Below are 20,880 nucleotides of genomic sequence, written 5' to 3'. Positions count from 1 at the left end.
TCTGCGTTTGTCCTGTCCCATGGCACGTTCTGCTTAGTCCTCCGGGTTGAAGTTTGCCAGCAGATATTCCTCTGCTTCCGGGCACCACAGGCCGTTGTGGGCATCCACGATGTCAGCCAGTGCGGTATAGCGGGGGTCGTTGTCCTGTTCGCCCTTGGCACGCAGATCGGTCAGGGCGATGAGGGGCATGGTCAGGTGGGTGTAGATCAGCTTTTTGCCGCCGGGGATCTTGGGCAGGTTGAGGGTGGTCTCAGCAGCGGCGTTCAGACCGCCGATGTGGGTGACCATCACAGCCGGATCGATGCGCTTAGCGGCGGTCAGTTCCAGCGACTCGATCATGTCGGCGGTATTACCGCCGGTGGTGCCCATGACATGGGTAGAATTGTAGTGCACATCGTAGAAGTTCATCTTGGCGCTGAACTGCTTGTCGGTGGGGCCTGCAAAGAAGTTCAGGCAGCCGTCACGACCCAGTACAGCACTGGACAGCTCCACCACCGGCGCGATGGGGGCGTAGCAGAACACATCATCAAAGCCGGTACCGCCGGTCAGCTTCCGCAGCTCGGCAGCGGGGTCTGCCATGTTGGCGGTATTGACGAAGTACAGGTCGATGCCGTCCTTCTCCTTGACCTCCTTCGGGGGGAAGAGGGACTCCGCACGGGCCAGACGATCCTCGTTGATATCGGTGACCACCACCATGCCGGGGCGCACATCACGGTGCAGTGCGTAGGTCAGAGCACCCAGGCCCATGGGGCCTGCACCGGCCAGAATCGCCAGCTTGCCACCCTTCTTGATGCCCATATCGTGATGGTACACACCCATCTTGGTGTGGTAGGCGGCGTTGAAAGCACCGATGGAGCAGCTCATAGGCTCGGCCAGAGAAGCCTCGTAGTAAGCACGGCCCTTGTACTCCAGCAGGCAGCCCAGTTCCATGACCTCGGCAGGGATGATGCAGTAGGTGGCGTCGCCGCCGAAGAACTCGTAGGAGTAGCCGGGGCTCCACATGGTGCCCTTGTAGTTCAGGGCGGGCTGCAGGGTGAACTTCATGCCGGGCTTGAACTTGTCCTGATGCGCCTTGCCCACCTTGACGATATCACCGGCGAACTCGTGACCCATGATGGCGGGGTGCTCGGCTACATCCGGATGCACACGCTTGTGCGCAGTGCCTCCATCAGCCGGGGCGTTTCGATCAGCTGCCCGCTGACATTCTGCATGACCTCCACCGGGACGCCGTTCCCGTCATCCGGGGCCAGCAGCACCAGTGCCCCCAGCACGATGCGCCCCGGCTCATAGACCGGCGGCTGTGCCTGCAGATAGCCCAAGCGGCAGTCCTTTACCGCACTTGTCCTGCAATGGAGCAGCAGGGCATACAGGGATTTGATGTAGGTATCGCCCAGCGTTTCACGGCGGCGAAGCTGCTGCTCCACCAGCCGGGCGTCCGCTTCCTGCGGGCAGAACAGCTGCGCCGCTGCATGGATGAGGGCAGCGCGGCTGCCGGGAACCTTGACGGACTGGATGGTCAGATGTTCCAGCAGCCCGGTCATGGACCGGGTCAGGCGCGCATAATACTGCAACTTGGAGCCTGCACAGGCTGTATCCTGCACGGGCTGCACCGCCGGTTCCGGTTCTGCGCGGTTCTGGCTGTACCGCGTGATAGCGTCCTTCAGCACGGCACGGTCTGGCTCCAGCAGGGAAGGGCTGATGCACACCGCCGGGTAATCCAGTTCCAGCGGCACGGTGGAGATAATGAAGTCGATTTTTCTCCGACGCAGGTCGGCAGTGTTCAGCTCCCGCACCGAGCAGCACCCCTCTACCTGCAAAGAGGGAAACTCGTTTCCCAGCCGGGAAGCCAGAAAGCGGCTGGAACCCATGCCCAGCGGACAGGCCACTACCACCCGCAGCCGCAGCCGGAACATGGCATTCTGTTCCAGCACTGCGCCAAAGTGCATGGCAAGGTAGGCCGCTTCGTCGTCCGAGATGGCGGGCAGAACGAATTGCTGCTGCACCGCATCACAGGCGGCGCGGGTGGCTTTCCACAGGCCGGGGTAGGCGGTGCGGATGGTGTCCAGCTGGGGGTTTTCGGTACGAATGTTCTGCTCCACCCGCAGCAGCATGGGGCGCAGGTGGCAGTACAGGTCATCCCGCAGGGAGGTGTAACCGGAAAGGTCTGTGTGCAGCGCCTTTTCCATTTCCCGGATAAGGGCGGCTTCCAGATTCCGCAGTTCCATCTCCTGCGCACTGCCCCAAGGATCCTCTGCGCCCAGATAAGCAGCGAGATAAAGTTCCAGATACTGCGCTTCCTCAGGCGGCAGGGTCAGCCCGAAGGCGCGGTTCAGCGCCGCCACCAGCCGGGCAGCATGATTGCCCGCCGGGCGCAGCCCTCTGGGGGCGCTGCCCTTGTCGCCGCCCTGCCGCAGCTGCTGAATGGTCAGGGTGCAATGGATCGCCAGCGCCAGAAAGCCTGCATCCGGCAGATGGAGCTGTTCTTCCTGTTCAAACTGCTGCAAAGCCGCCCAGACCTTTTCGGCCGTTTTTGTATCCAGCAGGGTCGAGAAGATCTCGTTTTCCGGCATCCGTCCGCAGAGCACCTCTGCCAGTTCCTTTTCCGGCATACTGCTGCGCAACAGGGCAGACACCACCCTCCGGTAGGAAGAAGCATCCCCCTGCAGCCAGACCCCCACGCCGGGGCGGCGGAACATCTCCACCCGGTAGGGGTGTAGCTTGGTCTCAAGTTCATCCAAGTCTGCAGACAGCGTGCTTTCCGAAACGCCAAGCGCCCGTGCCAGTACCGCTGTTTTGCAGGGCTCCTGCTCGCTGAGCAGCCTTGTCAAAAGCTGCTGCCGCCGCTCTGCGCGGGAAAGTTCTTTCCTGTCGCCGCTGTTCAGCTGGGTGCGCAGTGCGTCTCGCCGCTCCGGCGCTTCATCCAGCAGCAGACCCTTGCCGGGATTCCGCACAAAATGCGCCCCGGCAGCCTGCATCCACTGCTCCACAGCGGGCAGCTCCCGCAGCACGGTGCGGCGGCTGACCCCGATGCTTTCAGCCAGCGCCGCCGCCGTCACCCAGCCCTGCGGAAGGCTGAGCAGCTGCTCGATCAGCTTCCGTGCATTTGCCGACAGTTCCTCACGATACACCGCACCCATGTTGCTTCTCTCCTTTTCCCAAAAGTTACCCATTGCTTCTATTGTAGCATAGTGCCACCCCGTCTGCCAGCCCCCAACGCAGAAAAGAAGTTGTGTGTTTTTTGTCACCATTGCCCGGTGACAAAAGCTTCCTTGTTCCCGTCTTGTATCCCGGCGCATCAGCAAATATGCACAAATCACCCGCGCATCCATTGGAAATGTTGCCGTATCAGCCCACTGGTGTCACCATCCTCCGGTGACAACCCCACCGCTTGTCACCATTGAAATCCGGCGCAGTATCGGCTAGAATAGTGCCAGAACGAAACGAAAGCTCCTCCGAACAACCGTCCGCAGGCCGCAGCTCCCATGCCACAGGAGCTGCACCGCCTGCCTTTCAAGTGAAAAAGGAGAGCTACAAATGAAAAACGCTGTTTCCCGCTTTGGCAAGTTCCTCAGCGGCATGGTCATGCCGAATATCGGCGCATTCATCGCGTGGGGCTTCCTCACTGCTCTGTTCATTGAAGCGGGCTGGTTCCCCAACGAAAAGCTGGCCAGCATGGTCTCCCCGATGCTGACCTACCTGCTGCCCATCCTCATTGCAGGGCAGGGCGGCAAGATGATTGCAGGCGACCGCGGCCGTGTCATCGCCGCCATCGCCGTGGTGGGCTGCATCTGCGGCTCGGACTACACCATGCTGATGGGCGCCATGGTCATGGGCCCTCTGGCCGGCTGGGTCATCAAGCAGTTCGATAAGAAGGTGGAAGGCCATATCCCCGCCGGTTTCGAGATGCTGATCAACAACTTCTCCATCGGCATTCTGGGTATGCTGCTGGCCATCCTCGGCTACTACGTCATCGGCCCGTTCATGACCGCCATCCTCACTGTGCTGACCGCCGGTGTGGACTTCCTTGTGGCACACAGCCTGCTGCCGCTGGTGTCCATCTTTATTGAGCCTGCCAAGGTATTGTTCCTGAACAACGCCATCAACCACGGCATCTTCAGCCCCATCGGTGCAAGTCAGGCTGCTGAGACCGGTCGTTCCATCATGTATATGCTGGAAGCCAACCCCGGTCCCGGTCTTGGTGTCCTGCTGGCCTACTGCTTCTTCTGCAAGGACGACACCACCCGCCAGTCCGCTCCCGGTGCTGTCATCATCCACCTGCTGGGCGGCATCCACGAGATCTACTTCCCCTACATCCTGATGAATCCCGTGATCATCATCGCCCCCATCGTGGGCAACTTCTGTGCCATCCTGTTCTACTCTATGACCGGTGCAGGTCTGTCCGGTCCTGCTTCTCCCGGTTCCATCATCGCCTACATGGCAATGGCTCCCCGGGATTCCATTCTCACCGTTCTGCTGGGCGTTGTCATCGCCGGTGCTGTTTCCTTTGTTCTGTCCTCGGTCATTCTGAAAGCGACCTCCGGTCACACCAAGAGCCTGACCGACGCCCAGAACGAAATGAAGGAGATGAAGGCACAGGCTAAGGGCGAGATCCCCGAGCCTACTGCCGTAAATGTCGGCCAGATCCGCAAGATCGTCTTTGCCTGCGATGCCGGTATGGGTTCCAGCGCCATGGGTGCTACCAAGTTCCACAACCGCATTAAGGCGGAGCGCCCCGACTTGACCGTGACCAACTCCAGCGTGGATACCATCCCCGCCGACGCGGACGTAGTGGTCTGCCAGCGCGTTCTGGCTGACCGCGCCGCCAAGTGCGCCCCGCAGGCACAGCTTGTTACATTGGATAACTTCCTTGCAGATCCGCATCTGGACGCATTGTACAACGCACTGACCTCCACTTCCCCGGCACTGGATGCCAAGGCCGAAGCTGCCGCCAACGAGGAGATCGTATCCGACCTGCGCAATGCAGCCGTAGCCCCTCTGGCGGCTGCCGTGACCGAGGCTTCCAAAGCCAACGGTTCCGTGATGAAGATCCAGGCGGAGGACATCCAGCTGGGTCTGCCCTCCGTCACCAAGGAGGAGGCCATCCGTGCCGCCGGTGCGCTGCTGGCAAAGCGGGGCTATGTGGATGACAGTTACGCCGATGCCATGGTGGAGCGCGAAAAGCTGGTGAGCACCTACATGGGCATGGGCGTAGCCATTCCCCACGGCACCAGCCAGAAGAAGGGCACCGTTAAAAAGTCCGGCGTTGTCCTGCTGCAATATCCGCAGGGCGTGGACTTCGGCGATGAAAAAGCCTACCTCGTGTTCGGCATTGCCGGTGTCGGCAACGACCATCTTGACCTGCTGGGCAATGTCTGCGAGATCCTTGAAGACGAGGATGCGCTGGAACAGCTCAAGACCACTTCCGATATGAACTATGTGCTGGAGCACTTACAATAACGATTCCAAAAAGGAGAGATTTTTATGAAGAGCATCGATATCACCATTCAGGACAAAGAAGGTCTGCACGCCCGTCCCGCCGGTATCCTGAGCAAAGCTGCCAAAGGCTTTGAGAGCAAAGTCACTATGACTAAGAACGGCAAAGTCGCCGACATGAAGAAGATCTTTGCCGTAATGGGTCTGGCCGTGAAGTGCGGCGAGACCGTGACCATCGCCGCCGATGGCCCGGACGAGGATGCCGCCATCGAAGAATTGACCAAGCTGTGCAAGGACGCATGACTTCTCCCTCCGTCTATGACCATTCTGCATAAATACTGCTGACGCAAAACCGCTCCGGGCAGAACGTTCGGAGCGGTTTTACTGTCAGTATGCGTTTTTCATCACCGTGTTTTCCAGAAAGCTGAAAAACACATCGTATTCATTTGGGGTCAGCATTTTGGGAGAACTCATGATCACAAGATCATGCCCGTGGTTTCCCACATGATAGGGTGGATGAGTGTGAGAATAGGGGTTTTCCAAAACCCTCTTGACGAATTTCACATACAGTAGTATTTTTCCTGTAAATCCCACCGTCTTTGTGGATTGGTTTGAAACCACCCACAAAATGTGGTCGTGTTCATTTTGAACACAGGCACAGAAAGTGGTCGGTTATCACCGTGAGACCCACCACTTCCGTGAGGAAAAGTCCACGAAAGAACTTACCGTCCCGCAACACACCCGATTCATTTTGCCGCTTACTTCACCCGACAAAATCCATCGCTGCGCTGCGTGGGCGGTATTTTTCTTTTATGGTCACTTGTCGGGGCGGAGGCCCCTCCATCTTGCTAACGCAAGACCGTTCGGTCGCTCAAAAGCCCCACTGGGGCTTTTGTTGCTGCGCAAACGCGGCATTTTGCTTTCCGAAGAAACAAAAAATCCGAACCCTTCTCCTATTGAGAAAAGGTTCGGATTTTCATTATTTGGTGCGATGGAAGGGACTCGAACCCCCGGCCTACTGATTCGTAGTCAGTCACTCTATCCAGCTGAGCTACCAACGCATACGTTCCGTTCGGAACATGATGTATTTTATCACGAAGGGCGAGGTTTGTCAACAGCTTTTTTAAAATATTTTTATATTTTCCAAAAAAGAACGTCTTTTCTTTGATTTTACTGCGGCTTTTCTGTAATTCTTCTGCCGCATCGGCGCAAAAAGCGGCTTCTACGGCCGCTTTTTGCCCGCCGGGCGGGGGAGAGTGGGCGTGGCGCTCAGCCCTCCTGCGCCAGCTGACGGGCGATTTTTACACCGGTGGGGGTGGCGGCAAGGCCGCCCTGACCGGTCTCGCGCAGGTCGGGGGAGAGCAGACTGCCCACGCGGCCCATGGCGTCGATGACCTCGTCGCAGGGGATGGCGTAGTCCACCCCGGCCAGTGCCATGTTGGCGCAGGAGACCGCGTTCACCGCGCCCACCACGTTGCGCTTGATGCAGGGCACCTCTACCAGACCCGCCACGGGGTCGCAGACCAGACCCAGCAGGTTGCCCAGTGCCATGGCGGCGGCAGCGGCGCACTGCTCCGGGGTGCCGCCCTTCAGGTTACACAGGGCGGCGGCGGCCATGGCGCTGGCTGCGCCTACCTCGGCCTGACAGCCGCCCTCTGCGCCCGCCAGCGTGGCGCGGGCGGCGATGACCTGCCCGAAGCCCGCCGCCACATACAGTGCGTCGCAGACGGCCTCCTCGTCTGCCTGCCCGGCGCGCGCCAGCGGCAGCAGCACCGCCGGCAGCACCCCGCAGCTGCCCGCCGTGGGCGCGGCCACGATGCGCTTCATGCAGGCGTTGCACTCGGCGGTCTTCAGGGCTTCCGCTGTTACTGCGGCCAGATAATCATCGCCCAGCAGGCGTCCCTGCTGCCACGCCTGCTCCACCTTGGCGGCATCGCCGCCGGAAAGGCCGCTGCGGCTGCGCTGCGCGGGGTCGTATTCCTGACTGGTGGCCTGCATCACCTGCCACAAATGCCGCATGGCGGCGCGGCTGTGCGCCTCGGTCAGGCGGCTCTCCTCCAGATCGCTGCGCAGCACCGCTTCTGCCAGCGTGATCTTCTGGCTGCGGGCGGCAGCCAGCATCTCTTCACAGGACAAAAATGCCATGGCTCATTCCTCCGTTTCTTCCGGCTCGTCCACGTTCAGGCAGGTCACCTTCAGCAGACCCGGCATCACCGCCAGCTGCCGCTCCAGCGCGTGAGGGATGTGGGAGTCGCACTCCAGCACCATCACCGCATAGCCGCCCGCAGCGGCGCGGAACACCTGCATGGACGCGATATTGATGCGCCGCAGTGCCAGCGCCATGGTCACCTCGGCAATGCAGCCGGGGGTGTCCTCGTTGTGGATGATGAGGGTGTTGCTGTCCCCGCCGAAATCCGCCGGGACGCCGTCGATCTCCGTGACGCGGATGCGTCCGCCGCCCACCGACGCCGCCTTGAGCGAAAGCTGCCGCCCGGTGCGGCTGGTCAGGGTGAGCACGGCGGTGTTGGGGTGGGCAGAGCGCAGCTCTACCGGGTGGATGCTGAACTGCATCCCCCGCTGCGCGGCCAGTGCAAAGCTGTCCGGCAGGCGGGGGTCGTCCGGGCGCAGACCCAGCAGCCCCGCCACCAATGCGCGGTCGGTGCCGTGCCCCTTGCCGGTGGTGGCAAAGCTGCCGTACAGGCCAATGTCTGCCTGCGCCGGTACCTCGCCCAGAAGCTTTTGTGCAGTATAGCCGATCTTTGCCGCACCGGCGGTGTGGCTGGAAGAGGGTCCGATCATCACCGGGCCCAGAACATCAAATAATCGCATAGGGGACAGCCTTCCTTTCCTGAGGGTTTTCCCACTTTTGCGCGGCAGCTGCTGCCGCAAAACGCGCTTTTTTCCTGCTTGAATGGACTAAAATTGCCAAAACGGCACATTTTTATCAAGTTTATTATACCGCTTTTGCTGCACTTGTGCTATAATAACTTTATTAATGTTTGAAAATGTCCCCAAAATGGCGTTCCGGCTGCTGCCTTGGCAGCGCCGCCCCGCCGCCAAGGGAACAACACGGAGGGTAGATCCTATGAAACTGGTAAGCGTGGAAACTCCTGAAAAGAGTGTCTGCAAAATGACCTTCAGCGCTACGGCTGAGGAACTGGAGGCCGCCTCCAATGCGGTCTATGAGCGCACCCGCGCCACTTATACCATCAAGGGCTTCCAGAAGGGCGAGGCCGACCGCGCACAGATCGAGGCTGACCGCGGCGAGCACACCTTCTGGTACGATGCCATCAACGACCTGATGGATCAGGATGTGCCTGCTTTGTACGAGGCTGCTTTGAAGGAACACGGCTTTGCGCCGGTGGATGATCCCAGCTACGATCTGGTAAGCGTGAAAAAGGACGAGGGTTTTGTGGCTACCGCCACCGTGGCGCTGCAGCCCGAGCTGAAGCTGACCAAGACCACCGGCTTTACCACCCAGTGCGTCACCCCGGAGGTGACCGACAAGGAGATCGACACGGTGCTGGAGCGCCGCCGCAACTACGCCGCAGAGCTGGTGCCCCACAAGGGCCCCGCTGTAAAGGGCAATGTGGTGCACATGGACTTTGAGGGTCTTCTGGACGGTGTGGCCTTTAAGGGCGGCACGGCAAAGGACCAGTCGGTGCAGCTGGGCAGCGGCCGCATGATCCCCGGTTTCGAGGACGGCATTCTGGGCCACAAGGCAGGGGACGAGTTCGAGATCAACGTCACCTTCCCCCAGAACTACCCCAACAAGGAGCTGGCCGGCAAGCCTGTCGTGTTCAAGATCAAGCTGCATGACGTGTGCGTGCGTCAGCTGCCCGCCCTGAACAGCGATTTTGCCAAGAAGATGGGCAAGGAGACCATGGAGGAGTACCGCGCCTTCGTGAAGCAGCAGCTGTTCGACGGCCGCCACGGCGGTGCGCTGAACCATGCCAAGGACATGATCCTTGGTCAGCTGGCTGATGCCGCTGAGGGCGAGATCCCCAGCATTCTGGTGGAAAACGCCTACCAGCAGCAGATGCAGGTCATCCAGCAGCAGCTGCAGATGCAGCGCATGAGCCTGACCACCTATCTGAGCCAGATCCACGAGACCCGCGAGAGCTTTACTGCCAAGGTGCGTGCCGCCGCAGAGAAGAACACCCGCGCCCGCATGGCACTGCTGCAGATCGCACAGCAGGAGAACCTGCTGCCCACCGATGAGGAGATCGACAAGCAGCTGGCTGAGCGCGCCGAAAAGACTAAAAAGACGGTGGAGGAGATCAAGGCAGGCACCGACGTTGCTGCCCTGCGCCGCAACGAGGGCATCCGCAAGGCTGCCGATTGGGTCATCGACCACTCCACCATCGAGGAAAAGGTAGAGAGCAAGTAAGCGCTGACGGTTTGGAATGCGCGCCGCGCTGCTCTGCGCATCAATAGAGGAAAAACAATTTTAAATTTGAGAACCGGGAAAATCTGCGGATTTTCCCGGTTCATTTTTCACAGAAAGGAATGCAGTTCTCCTTTACGACCTTTCCCGTGAAAATGCAATGCCGGGCGGTCCGCAGACCGCCCGGCATTGATCTATTTAAGAATAATACTTCCGCTGATTATGCGCAGAGCAGCGCGGCGCGCATTTAAATCGTTTTTCAGGTCAGAAGGTTGAAGCCCATGATGACCACGCCCAGCACCACCAGCACGACGCCGGTGGCGCGGTTCAGGGTCTTGGGAGTGGCCTTGTTGGCAAACACGGCGGCAATGCGCGCCCACAGCAGGGTGAACACCACGCACAAGCCCCATACCAGCCAATCAGGCGTGCCGCCGATCATAAAGTGGGACACCGCACCGGTCAGGGCGGTAAAGGTCATGATGAACACGCTGGTGCCCACGGCAGTTTTCAACTCGTAGCCCAGCACGCTGGTGAGGATGAGCAGCATCATCATGCCGCCGCCCGCGCCGATAAAGCCGCAGATGAAGCCGATAAGCACGCCGCACACCACCGACTGCACCGCACGCTTTTGCGCGCTGACCCCCTGCATGGCTTCCTTGGTGGTCATGACCGGGCGCAGGATGAACTTGACACCCAACAAGAAGGTCATGAACACCGAGAAGCCGCCCATGGTGGCGGAGGGCATCTTGCTGGCCACCCAGCTGCCCACCACCGTAAAGGCAAGCACGCTTGCCATCATGATCAGGCCGTTTTTGATGTCCAGATTCTTGTTTTTATGGTAGGTATAGGCAGACACCGCACTGGCCAGCACATCCGAGGAAAGGGCAATGCCCACCGCCATGTAGGGGTCCATGTGCAGAAAGGTGATCAGCATGGGGCTGATGACCGCCGCCGCGCTCATACCGGCAAAGCCGGTGCCAAGGCCGGCACCCATGCCGGCAAAAAAGGTGACAAGCACCGTAAACAGCAAGTGCATTTTATCCATTCTCCTTTAAGATCTCGTCCAGATTTTTCCCGATGACCTCCATGGTGCGGAAGAACGCCTCCCGGGTGGGAGCGTCCGTGTTGTCCAGCAGGCGGGCAAAAAAGCGCTCCTGCACCTCGCGCCCCCGTGCGATGACCGGCTGCGCCTTTTCGGTGCACAGCAGCTGGGTCTTGCGGCGGTCGCCCGCCACGGCGCGGCGCTCCAGATACCCCTCCTGCACCAGACGATCCACGTTTACCGACACAAGGTTCGCTTTGATCTTGCGGATCTCCACGATATCCCGGGCAGTGGTGCAGTCCGGGTTGTTTGCCAGAAACATCAGGATGTCAAAGGCGGTCTGGGGCAGCTTGAGTTCCTGACACAGCGGCTTGCACATGGCGCTGTACGCCTGCGCGGTCTTGAAGCTGATCTCTATGGTAGGGTTCATGCGGCGCTCCTTTTTGTCTTTTTATGGACAGTTCATTTTTGAAGTATTATAGTGCAGATGCAGGGAGATGTCAAGAGAAAAAGAGAACCAGCACGTCCTGCGGACGCGCCGGTTCTCTTTTTCAATATGATGATTGCGTTCAGAACAGTGCCACGGCGACCAGACGCACCAGCAGGGCGCACAGCCATGCCACGGCGCACTGGTTCACCACCATGATGGTTGCCCACTTGCCGCCAAGCTCCCGCTTGACCGAGGCCACTGCCGCGATGCAGGGGGTGTACAGCAGGCAGAACACCAGCAGCGGTGCAGCCTGCGCTGGGGTGAGGGCTGCGGTCAGGGCAGCGGTAGAGCCGAAGAGGATGAGCAGCGAGGACACCACGCTCTCCTTGGCCATAAAGCCGGAGATGAGGGCGGTGGAGATGCGCCAGTCTGCAAAGCCCAGCGGGGCAAACAGCGGGGCGATATCGCCCGCGATGCGCGCCAGAATGCTGGCCTGCGGGTCAGCGGTCAGCCGCAGCTGCAGGTCAAAGTTCTGCAGGAACCAGATGACGATGGTAGCGGCAAAGATGACCGTAAAGGCCTTCTGCAAGAAGTCCCGGGCCTTTTCCCACAGCAGCTGCGCCACGTTCTTCAGGCCGGGCAGGCGGTAGTTGGGCAGCTCCATGACAAAGGGCACGGCCTCGCCCTTGAACACGGTGCTCTTGAGCAGCAGCGCCGCCAGTACGCCCACCAGAATGCCGGTGAAGTACAGCAGCACCATCACAAGCCCTGCGTACTTGGGGAAGAACGCCGCCGCAAACAGGCTGTAAATGGGCAGCTTTGCGGAGCAGCTCATGAACGGGGTGAGCAGAATGGTCATTTTGCGGTCGCGCTCCGAGGGCAGGGTGCGGCTTGCCATCACGCCGGGCACGGTGCAGCCAAAGCCGATGAGCATGGGCACGATGCTGCGGCCGGAAAGGCCGATGCGGCGCAGCAGCTTATCCATCACAAAGGCCACACGCGCCATGTAGCCGGTATCCTCCAGCATGGAGAGGAAGAAGAACAGCACCACGATGATGGGCAGAAAGCTCAGCACGCTGCCCACGCCGGTAAAGATACCGTCGATGACCAGCGAGTGCACCGCCGCGTTGACGTTCCAGTTGGTCAGGGCGGTGTCCACAACGCCGGTCAGGGCGTCGATGCCCATTTCCATGAGGTTCTGGAAGAACAGGCCGATGACGTTGAAGGTAAGGAAGAACACCAGACCCATGATGGCGATAAACGCCGGGATGGCGGTGTACTTGCCGGTGAGGAACTTGTCGATGCGGTTGGAGCGCAGCTGCTCCTTGCTTTCGTGGGGCTTGACCACCGTCTGCGCCACCAGCTCCTGAATAAAGGAGAATCGCATATCCGCAATGGCGGCGGCGCGGTCCAGCCCGCGCTCCTGCTCCATCTGCACGATGATATGTTCGATCATTTCTTTTTCGTTGGGGTCCAGCTTCAGCGCTTCCTCAATGCGGGGGTCGCCCTCCACCAGCTTGGTGGCGGCAAAACGCACCGGGATGCCCGCCGCCTTGGCGTGATCCTCGATGAGGTGCAAAATGCCGTGGATGCAGCGGTGCACCGCGCCGCCGTGGTCATCCTCGCTGCAGAAATCCATGCGCCCGGGGCGCTCCTGATACTTTGCCACATGGACGGCGTGGTCTACCAGTTCGTCCACGCCCTCGTTCTTGGCGGCAGAGATGGGGATGACCGGGATGCCCAGCATCGCCTCCATCTTGTTGATGCGCACCGTGCCGCCGTTGCCGCGCATTTCGTCCATCATGTTCAGCGCCAGCACCATGGGGATATCCAGCTCCATCAGCTGCATGGTCAGGTAGAGGTTGCGCTCGATGTTGGTGGCGTCCACGATGTTGATGATGCCGGTGGGCTTTTCGCCGATGATGAACTGTCGGGTAACGATCTCCTCGCTGGAATAGGGGGACATGGAATAGATGCCCGGCAGGTCGGTGACCTCAGTCTCCGGGTGCCCCTTGATGGCACCGCTCTTGCGGTCCACCGTCACGCCCGGAAAGTTACCGACGTGCTGGTTGGAACCGGTGAGCTGGTTGAACAGGGTGGTCTTACCGCAGTTCTGGTTGCCCGCCAGCGCAAAGGTCAGGGTCTTATCCTCCGGCAGGGGATGCTCCCCCTCCTTGGTGTGGTACTTGCCGCCCTCACCAAGACCCGGGTGCTCCACCATTTTTCCGTCCACCGGGGCGTGCACCGCCGGGGTCTTTTCGGTGGGGGTCACGATGATCTGTGCCGCGTCGTCCAGACGCAGGGTCAGCTCATAGCCGTGGATGCGCAGCTCCATGGGGTCGCCCATGGGCGCCAGCTTTACCAGCGTGACCTCCGCCCCGGGAATCAGACCCATATCCAGAAAGTGCTGCCGCAGTGCGCCTGCACCGCCCACGGCCTCCACTATGGCGCTTTTGCCGATCTGTAACTCTTTTAACGTCATATCCGTTGCCTTCTTTTATATGTACTGTTCTTGTGTGTTAGTCCGTGTTAACAAATGTAGTATAGGCTAACTGACAGCGGATGTCAATAGAGAATATAGACACAAAAAAAGCACCGCACACTCTCAGGCGAGAATATGCGGTGCTCCGATTCAAATCATTGTTACTTCACGGTGTGGTAGCCATCGGGGTTGTTCTTCTGCCAGTTCCAGCTGTCGGCGCACATCTCCTCGATGCCGTACTCAGCCACCCAGCCCAGCTCGTTCTTGGCCTTGGTGGGGTCGGCGTAGCACTCGGCGATATCGCCGGGGCGGCGGGGATCAATGACGTAGGGGATCTCCTTGCCGCAGGCCTTGGAGAAGGCGTGGATGACATCCAGCACGCTGTAACCCTTGCCGGTGCCCAGATTGCAGATGAAGAGGCCGCAGCCGGTCTCCAGCTTGCGGATGGCGCACACATGACCCCGGGCCAAATCCACAACGTGGATGTAGTCACGCACACCGGTGCCGTCCGGGGTGGGGTAGTCGTTGCCAAAGACGTGCACCTTTTCCAGCTTGCCCACAGCCACCTTGGCGATGTAGGGCATCAGGTTGTTGGGGATGCCGTTGGGGTCCTCGCCGATCAGGCCGCTCTTGTGGGCGCCGATGGGGTTGAAGTAGCGCAGCAGCGCCACATTCAGGCTGGGGTCAGCCTTGCAGACGTCCTGCAGAATGCGCTCGGTGAAGGCCTTGGTGGTGCCGTAGGGGTTGGTGGTAGCACCCACAGGGAAGTCCTCGGTGATGGGCACACTGGCGGGGTCGCCGTAGACGGTAGCGGAGGAGCTGAACACGAAGTTATGGCAATCATGATGGCGCATCACGTCCAGAATGACCAGCGTGCAGTTGAGGTTATTGTAGTAGTACTCGATGGGCTTGGACACGCTCTCGCCCACAGCCTTGTAGGCTGCAAACTGGATGACGGCGGTGATGTCCGGGCACTCGGAGAAGATCTTCTCCACGTCCTCGCGGCGGGTCATGTCTGCCTTGTAGAAGCGGAAATCCTTGCCGGTGATCTGCTTGACCCGATCCAGAACCACAGGAGAAGCGTTATAATAGTTATCTGCCACCACGATATCGTAGCCAGCGTTCAACAGTTCGATGCAGGTGTGGCTGCCGATGTAGCCGGCACCGCCGGAAACCAAAATTGCCATAGCCGAGTACCTCTCTCATATCGTATTATCACTTTTATCTCTTTGCGCCGGGCGCTGCCCGGTCTGCTTAAAGCATACCGCTTTTTGCCGCCGACTGCAAGGGGCGCTTTCTTTATTCAGATGTATTTTTGTTGCATCTTCGCGCATTACACTTTTGATTGACAGAGATTTTTCGCACTTTTCACATGGAGAGAATGCGCTGTTTGTGCAAAACATAGAAATGGAGACGGAGGACACCCCTTTCGTCATCGCTGCGCGATGCCACCTTCCCCGGGGAAGCACGCCCTCTCAGGCGCTCCCGCGCCAGATTCCCCCTTTTGTCACCTGCGGTGACAAAAGGGGGAATCTGGCAAAGCCGACAGGCTTTGACTGAGAGGGCGCAAGGCGCAGCCTCCCACCACGCAAAAAACGTCTGCCGAAGCAGACGTTTTTGCATGGTGTATCATTTTTAAAGCTTTCCGCACTGCTTGCCGGTGAAGAACCGCAGGGTGGTGGTAGCGCGGAACACCTTGCCTGCCCGCAGCACCGTGGAGGGGAACTCCGGGTGGGAGGGGCTGCACGGATAGTGCTGGGTCTCCAAGGCAAAGCCGCCGTACTTCCGCATGGGCTCGCCGCCCTTGCCCGGGGCGGGGCAGTCCTGCAAAAAGTTGCCGGTGTACAGCTGGATGCCCGGCTGGGTGGTGTACAGCTTCATGCTGATGCCGGTCTTATCACTGGTAGCCCATGCGCAGATGCTTTGGCTGGAGCCGCGTGCGCGGTCGATGACATAGCAGTGGTCGTAGCCGCCGCCCACCATGGTGGTCTGGGGGAAGCCGGTGTCGATCTCCTTGCCGATGGTCTTACCGGCAGTAAAATCCATGGGGGTGTTCACCACGGGCAGGATGTTGCCGGTGGGGCAGGTGGCGTTGTTGCCCTCCAGATAGCGGGAGGCGTAGATGCGCAGCTTCTGGTTCAGCACATCGCCGCCGCCGTCCAGATTGAAGTAGCTGTGGTTGGTCAGGTTTACGATCGTGTCAGCGTCCGAGGACACACGGTAGTCCATGCGGAAGGTATTGTCGTCGGTGAGGGTATAGCGTACCGCGATCTTCAGGGTGCCGGGAAAGCCGTCCTCGCCGTCGGGGCTTACAGCCTCCATCAGCAGGGTGTCGCCGAAGTACTTCACCTCATAGATTTTCCGGGAAAAACAGCCGTGCAGGTGGTTTTCGCCGTTGTTTTTTTCCAGCTGGTAGGTCTTGCCGCCCAAGGTAAAGACGGCGTTCTCGATACGGTTGGCGTAGCGTCCCACAAAGGCACCGCAGCAGGTGCTGCCGGACGAGGTGAAGTCGTTCTCGTAATCTGCCATGGTGTCGTGACCCAGCACCACATCCACCGGGCCATTCTTGGCCGGGACGATGATATTTTTGATCACGCAGCCGTAATCCAGCACACTGACGGACATACCGCCGGGGTTCGAGAGGATGTACTCGGTAACATTAGCGCCCTCTTTGGTCACACCGAAGGGCTTGGAACGGATCTGTGCCATTGGGCCTCGCCTCCTAAAGCTTTTTTCGGAAATGCAAAAGGGGCAGACTGCCCCCTTTTGCATCTTGTCTGTATTTATGATTATATCACAGTTTTACAGTTTTGTGTTGGATTCCTTTTAGAATTACCATCCAATTTTTGCGGCGATTTTTTGTTGGAATCATCGAAAGTGCCTACAATAGCAAAAAGCGCCCCGCACTTCCGGTGGAAATGCGGGGCGCTTTGGTGATACGGGCTGTAAGCCTTATGCTTCCGGCTGAGGCTGTGCCGCAGAGGACTGGGCGGCAATGAACTCGGCGGCATCGTCCGGGATGTCGTCCAAGTCCTCGTCGCTGCCGATATCCACGTTGAGCGGCGGTTTCTTGAACAGGATATCGTACAGGATAGGCACGATATACAGGGTCATCAGGGTGGCGTAGCTCAGGCCGCAGATGATGACGATGGCCATGCCGCTCATCAGCTGGCTTGCCATATCGTTGCTGAACACCATTTGCAGCATGGCCAGCACGGTGGTCAGGGTGGTCATCAGGATGGGACGCATACGGGTCTTGCCGGTGGCCACCAGTGCGGCGCGGCGCTCCATGCCGCCCATGCGCAGCTGGTTGGCGTAGTCCACGAACACGATGCCGTTGTTGACGACCGTACCCATCAGCACGATGAAGCCCATCATGGAGATCATGGTCAGCTGCTGGCCGGTGAGCAGCAGACCCAGCAGACCGCCGGTAAAGGCCAGCGGCACGGTGAACAGCACGATGAAGGGGGACAGCAGGCTCTGGAACTGTGCCACCATAACAAGGTAGACAAAGGGCAGGGCCAGGGCCATCCACTGGATCATCTCGTCGGTCATATAGTTGACGCTGTCGCTCTCGCCGCCCATGGAGAAGGAGCAGCCCTCCGGCATCTCATCGGTGAGGGCAAAAGCATCCAGCGCCTTTTTCACGGCACGGGCCTGCACCGTGGTGTTGTAGCCCGGGGCAGTCTCGGCAGTGACGGTGACGAACTGGTTCCGGTTCTCGCTGGTGATGGAGTCCGGTGCGGTGCCGGTGGTCCAGCTGGCGATATCCGACAGCTTGCAGGTGCCGGTAGCGGTGGTGCCGTCGGCGGACATGACGGTGGTCTCAAAGGTCATGTCCATCATGTTTTCCTTGGTCAGCGGGTCCAGATTGTTGCTGATCTGCACATCCATGGTGGTGCCGTCCACGGTAACAGGGGTCTGTGCCGTGGTGGTGGTGGTCAGCTTTGCCGCGATCTGCTGGTACACCTGCGCAACGGTCAGGCCGTTGGCGCGCACCTTGTCGCGGTCCACCTGCAGGATGATGGTGGAATCGCCCGCGCCCAGACCGTTGGTGGCGTTCTGGAAGCCCTCGGTGCTGTTCACGATGTCTACCACCTTCTCGGACAGGGCGGTCAGGGTCTCGGCGTCAGTGCCGTAGATCTTGATGGTCAGACCGGTGGACAGCTGACTGGTCAGGTCATCGGTCATGCCGTACTGCTGGACGGTGGCGGTGCAGTCCGCAACGCCGGCCACAGCGTCCTCCATGGCCTTGCAGGCGGCATCGATCTTGGAAGAAGAAAGCTCCTCGTTGAGCTTGACGTTGATCTTATACTTGCCGTAGCCGTTGGCGGCGTTCAGCAGGTCGGTGATGGTGGAGGGCAGGCCAAGGTTGGAGACATCCATGCCCGCCACAGTGTTGTCGGGGGTAATGCCTACCTCCTCCACGCCGTCCACGGCCATCACAGCCTGCACCACCTTACCGGCCACATCGTAGGACTCGTCCTTCGAGAGGGTATCGGTGGTGGAAAGGGTGATCATGGCCTCGTTGCTGGTGCTGGTGGGCAGCAGCACGATGCCCATGGAGACCACCCGCCAGCAGCAGAACACCAGCAGCAGCACGGCGGCTGCCAGCGGCACAAAGCGCTTCTGCAAAGCCTTTTCCAGACTGCGGCCGTAGGCGTTCTGGATCTTATCGAACCATGCCAGCTTTTTGGGCTGGGCATTCTTCAGCACGGTAGCCGAGGCAGCAGGCACCACAGTCAGTGCCACGATGAGAGAAGCCATCAGGCAGTAGCCGATGCACAGGGACATGGGACCCATCAGGTTGCGGATGAGGCTGGCAGAGAACACTGCCGGCAGGAACACACACACCGAGGTAAGGGTAGAGGCCACGACCGACATACCCACCTGACGTGCACCCTGCACCGCAGCGCGGGCGGCGGGCACGCCGCGGCCGCGCAGACGGTAGATGTTCTCGATGACAACGACAGAGTTATCCACCAGCATACCGATGCCCAGCGACAGGCCTGCCAGCGTCATGACGTTCAGGTCAAGACCCGTGAAGTACATCAGCACCACGGCAAACAGCACCGACAGGGGGATACTGACGCCGACCACCAGCGTGGGCTTGACGTCCTTCAGGAAGATGGCCAGCACGACGATGGCCAGTGCGGCACCCACCAGCATACTGGTGAGGATGCTCTTGATGAGGATGCTGATGTAGTTGCCCTGATTGGACAGCACCACAACGTGCAGACCCTCGTACTGGGCTTCCAGCTCCTTGAAAGCGTCCAGACAGTTGGCAGATACGTCACCTGCGCTGGAACTGTCGTCCTTGTAAATTTTCAGCACCGAAGCCTGCTCGCCGTTCAGGCGGGTGTAGCTGTCAGCGGCGTTGTCGATGATCTCCACGTCTGCCACATCGGAAAGGCGCACGTCGCCGTAGCCCTCCACATGGAGCAGCAGTGCACCGCGGATATCGTCCACGCTGTCGTATTCCTCGCCCACCTTCAGCAGCCACGACTCGCCGCTTTCGTCCTTGACGTAACCGGCAGGCATGGAGAAGTTCTGGGCGTAGATGAGGGTGGCAAGGGTCTTGATATCCAGCTGCTTGGTTACATCGGCGCTGGCAAGCGCCTTTTCCTTGGCGGCCTCGTACTGGGTCTTGGCCTCGCTGAGCTGCTTTTCGTACTCATTCAGCTGCTCGCGGGCTTCGGTAAACTGCATATAGGCGACCATCTGCTGCTGGGTAAAGTTGCCCAGCGCTTTGGAGAACTCGCTCATCATGCCGGGCACGTTGTCCATGGCCTTGATGGTATCTTCCAGCGTCTTATAGATGACGTTCAGGCTGTCCTGCAATTGCAGCTCGTCTGCCAGATCCGCAGCGCCCTCGCCCTGCGTACCGGTCTCGGTGTTGATGCGGTTCTGCAGGGTCTGCAACGCAGAGGAGAGCTTATCGGTGATATCCCGCAGCTCGGACACGATCTCGATCAGGGAGTCGATATCCCGCATACCGGTGCTGTTGAACTTGTCCAGCACCCGCTGCAAACCGGCCTGCACCTCAATGAGGGCCTGCTGCACCTCGGGCTCCTTGACCACGGCGATCAGGTTGTTGACGCTTTGCAGCAGTGCCTCGGCCTGCTTGCGCACCACTTCTACGGCGCTTCCGACCTCAGAGCTCAGGGAGCCCATGACCGTGTTGGACACGGTATTGCCGAAGTTTTTGAACTGCTTATCGTATTCTGCGCGGCCGGCCTTGATCTTGGCCTCGGCCTCCTCCAACTGTGTGTGCGCCACTTCCAGCTGAGTGTCGATAAGCTCCATCAGCTTTTCGTTGATGGCGTCCACCTTTTCCTGATTCAGCTGCACCTGCACCAGCTGCTCCACAAGGCCGCTGGAGGATACGCTGGACACGCCGCCCTTGCGCTGGACGTAGGGAGTCATGGTGTTCTTGATAAAATCAGAAAGGTCGTACACCGAACTGCCCTCGCGGCTGACAGCCACGGTCATAAAGGCGTTCATGTTCATGCTGTACTGTATCACAGAGGGAGTCAGCACCGTCTCCGGCAGGTCGCTCTTGGCCTGATCCAGCTTGTTGGACACCTGCACCAGTGCGCTGTCCATATCCGTGTCATCCACGAACTGCATCAGCAGCAGGCTGTAGTTTTCAGCCGAGGTGGCGGTGATCTTTGAAACACCCGGCACCGTAAGCGCGTTTTGCAGCACGTCCGAGACCTCGGTCTCCACACGCTCCGGGCTGGCACCGGGATACACGGTGACCACCATCAGATACGGTGTGCTGACATTCGGCAGCAGGTTTGTTTTCATCTTGGTGATCGACACAAAGCCGAGCATCAGCACCATGATGACTGCAACCAGCACCGTAAATGGTTTTTTGACACTGAATTTTTCCATCTTCTCCTACCGTTTCTCTGCAGCACCGCCCGGCGCAACAGTTCCTCCCTCTTTGGGGGCAATGGGTTCCTAACATTCCTATTATACACGCAAGGCGCGCGCTTTCAATAGAGGTGCGGCGAATCTTTTGCGAAAGTTCTGTCAAAATCTGCGAAACGCACAACTTTGCCGCCCCAAAACCGGCATTCTGTCCGCTTTCCTCCCCTCTG

At 59.5% G+C, this 20,880-nt stretch carries 13 protein-coding genes and 1 tRNA gene; 3 read left to right on the top strand and 11 right to left on the bottom strand.

What is annotated here, in order from left to right:
* Window positions 1–33: 33 nt before the first annotated feature.
* Together MTP43_RS00205 and MTP43_RS00200 are read right to left on the bottom strand one after the other, a co-directional pair.
* Window positions 34–1,146, bottom strand: a complete 1,113-nt coding sequence (locus tag MTP43_RS00205) for a zinc-binding dehydrogenase (protein WP_006735302.1) — start codon at window positions 1,144–1,146, stop codon at window positions 34–36.
* Complete coding sequence (locus MTP43_RS00200; RefSeq protein WP_173016317.1) at window positions 1,131–3,137, bottom strand: BglG family transcription antiterminator; 2,007 nt, start codon at window positions 3,135–3,137, stop codon at window positions 1,131–1,133. Before MTP43_RS00200 ends, MTP43_RS00205 begins: the two co-directional genes overlap by 16 nt.
* A gap of 397 nt (window positions 3,138–3,534) precedes the next feature.
* On the opposite strand from MTP43_RS00200, the gene MTP43_RS00195 reads away from it, so the two are divergent.
* A complete protein-coding gene (locus tag MTP43_RS00195; protein ID WP_006735300.1) occupies window positions 3,535–5,457 on the top strand; it encodes a PTS mannitol transporter subunit IICBA in 1,923 nt (640 codons plus the stop codon).
* A 24-nt stretch (window positions 5,458–5,481) separates the two neighbouring features.
* Window positions 5,482–5,736 carry an HPr family phosphocarrier protein gene (locus MTP43_RS00190; protein ID WP_006735298.1) on the top strand — a complete coding sequence of 85 codons (255 nt, stop codon included), beginning with the start codon at window positions 5,482–5,484 and terminating at the stop codon, window positions 5,734–5,736.
* A 681-nt stretch (window positions 5,737–6,417) separates the two neighbouring features.
* On the opposite strand, the gene MTP43_RS00185 is transcribed toward MTP43_RS00190, so the two are convergent.
* From MTP43_RS00185 to sdaAB, 3 genes are all read right to left on the bottom strand, one after another.
* Window positions 6,418–6,494, bottom strand: a tRNA-Arg gene (locus MTP43_RS00185).
* Between the two features lie 208 nt (window positions 6,495–6,702).
* On the bottom strand, window positions 6,703–7,578 hold the full coding sequence (sdaAA, locus tag MTP43_RS00180) for an L-serine ammonia-lyase, iron-sulfur-dependent, subunit alpha (protein WP_055186617.1): 876 nt from the start codon (window positions 7,576–7,578) through the stop codon (window positions 6,703–6,705).
* A 3-nt stretch (window positions 7,579–7,581) separates the two neighbouring features.
* The gene (gene sdaAB, locus MTP43_RS00175) at window positions 7,582–8,262 is read right to left on the bottom strand and encodes an L-serine ammonia-lyase, iron-sulfur-dependent subunit beta (protein ID WP_006735266.1); all 681 of its coding nucleotides are present in this window, start codon (window positions 8,260–8,262) and stop codon (window positions 7,582–7,584) included.
* A gap of 256 nt (window positions 8,263–8,518) precedes the next feature.
* On the opposite strand from sdaAB, the gene tig reads away from it, so the two are divergent.
* Window positions 8,519–9,823, top strand: a complete 1,305-nt coding sequence (tig, locus tag MTP43_RS00170) for a trigger factor (RefSeq protein WP_117530226.1) — start codon at window positions 8,519–8,521, stop codon at window positions 9,821–9,823.
* A gap of 256 nt (window positions 9,824–10,079) precedes the next feature.
* Here the strand turns inward: tig and MTP43_RS00165 are convergent, their stop codons facing one another.
* The 6 genes from MTP43_RS00165 to MTP43_RS00140 form a co-directional block, all read right to left on the bottom strand.
* Window positions 10,080–10,856: a sulfite exporter TauE/SafE family protein gene (locus tag MTP43_RS00165; protein WP_015537111.1), complete on the bottom strand. Its 777-nt coding sequence runs from the start codon at window positions 10,854–10,856 to the stop codon at window positions 10,080–10,082.
* 1 nt (window position 10,857) lies between these two features.
* Window positions 10,858–11,292 (bottom strand): MarR family winged helix-turn-helix transcriptional regulator, encoded by a 435-nt coding sequence (locus MTP43_RS00160; protein ID WP_006735258.1) that lies wholly within the window; start codon window positions 11,290–11,292, stop codon window positions 10,858–10,860.
* A gap of 139 nt (window positions 11,293–11,431) precedes the next feature.
* Complete coding sequence (gene feoB / locus MTP43_RS00155; protein ID WP_249234957.1) at window positions 11,432–13,774, bottom strand: ferrous iron transport protein B; 2,343 nt, start codon at window positions 13,772–13,774, stop codon at window positions 11,432–11,434.
* A 161-nt stretch (window positions 13,775–13,935) separates the two neighbouring features.
* Window positions 13,936–14,961, bottom strand: a complete 1,026-nt coding sequence (gene galE, locus MTP43_RS00150; RefSeq protein ID WP_006735254.1) for a UDP-glucose 4-epimerase GalE — start codon at window positions 14,959–14,961, stop codon at window positions 13,936–13,938.
* Window positions 14,962–15,409: 448 nt separating this feature from the next.
* Window positions 15,410–16,483, bottom strand: coding sequence for an aldose epimerase family protein (locus tag MTP43_RS00145; RefSeq protein ID WP_006735249.1), 1,074 nt, complete (start codon window positions 16,481–16,483; stop codon window positions 15,410–15,412).
* Between the two features lie 243 nt (window positions 16,484–16,726).
* Window positions 16,727–20,671 carry an efflux RND transporter permease subunit gene (locus MTP43_RS00140; RefSeq protein WP_249234956.1) on the bottom strand — a complete coding sequence of 1,315 codons (3,945 nt, stop codon included), beginning with the start codon at window positions 20,669–20,671 and terminating at the stop codon, window positions 16,727–16,729.
* Between the last annotated feature and the right edge of the window lie 209 nt (window positions 20,672–20,880).

Source organism: Faecalibacterium sp. IP-1-18 (assembly GCF_023347355.1).
Classification (GTDB): Bacteria; Bacillota; Clostridia; order Oscillospirales; family Ruminococcaceae; genus Faecalibacterium; species Faecalibacterium prausnitzii.
This window is presented reverse-complemented; position numbering and strand designations above follow the sequence as displayed.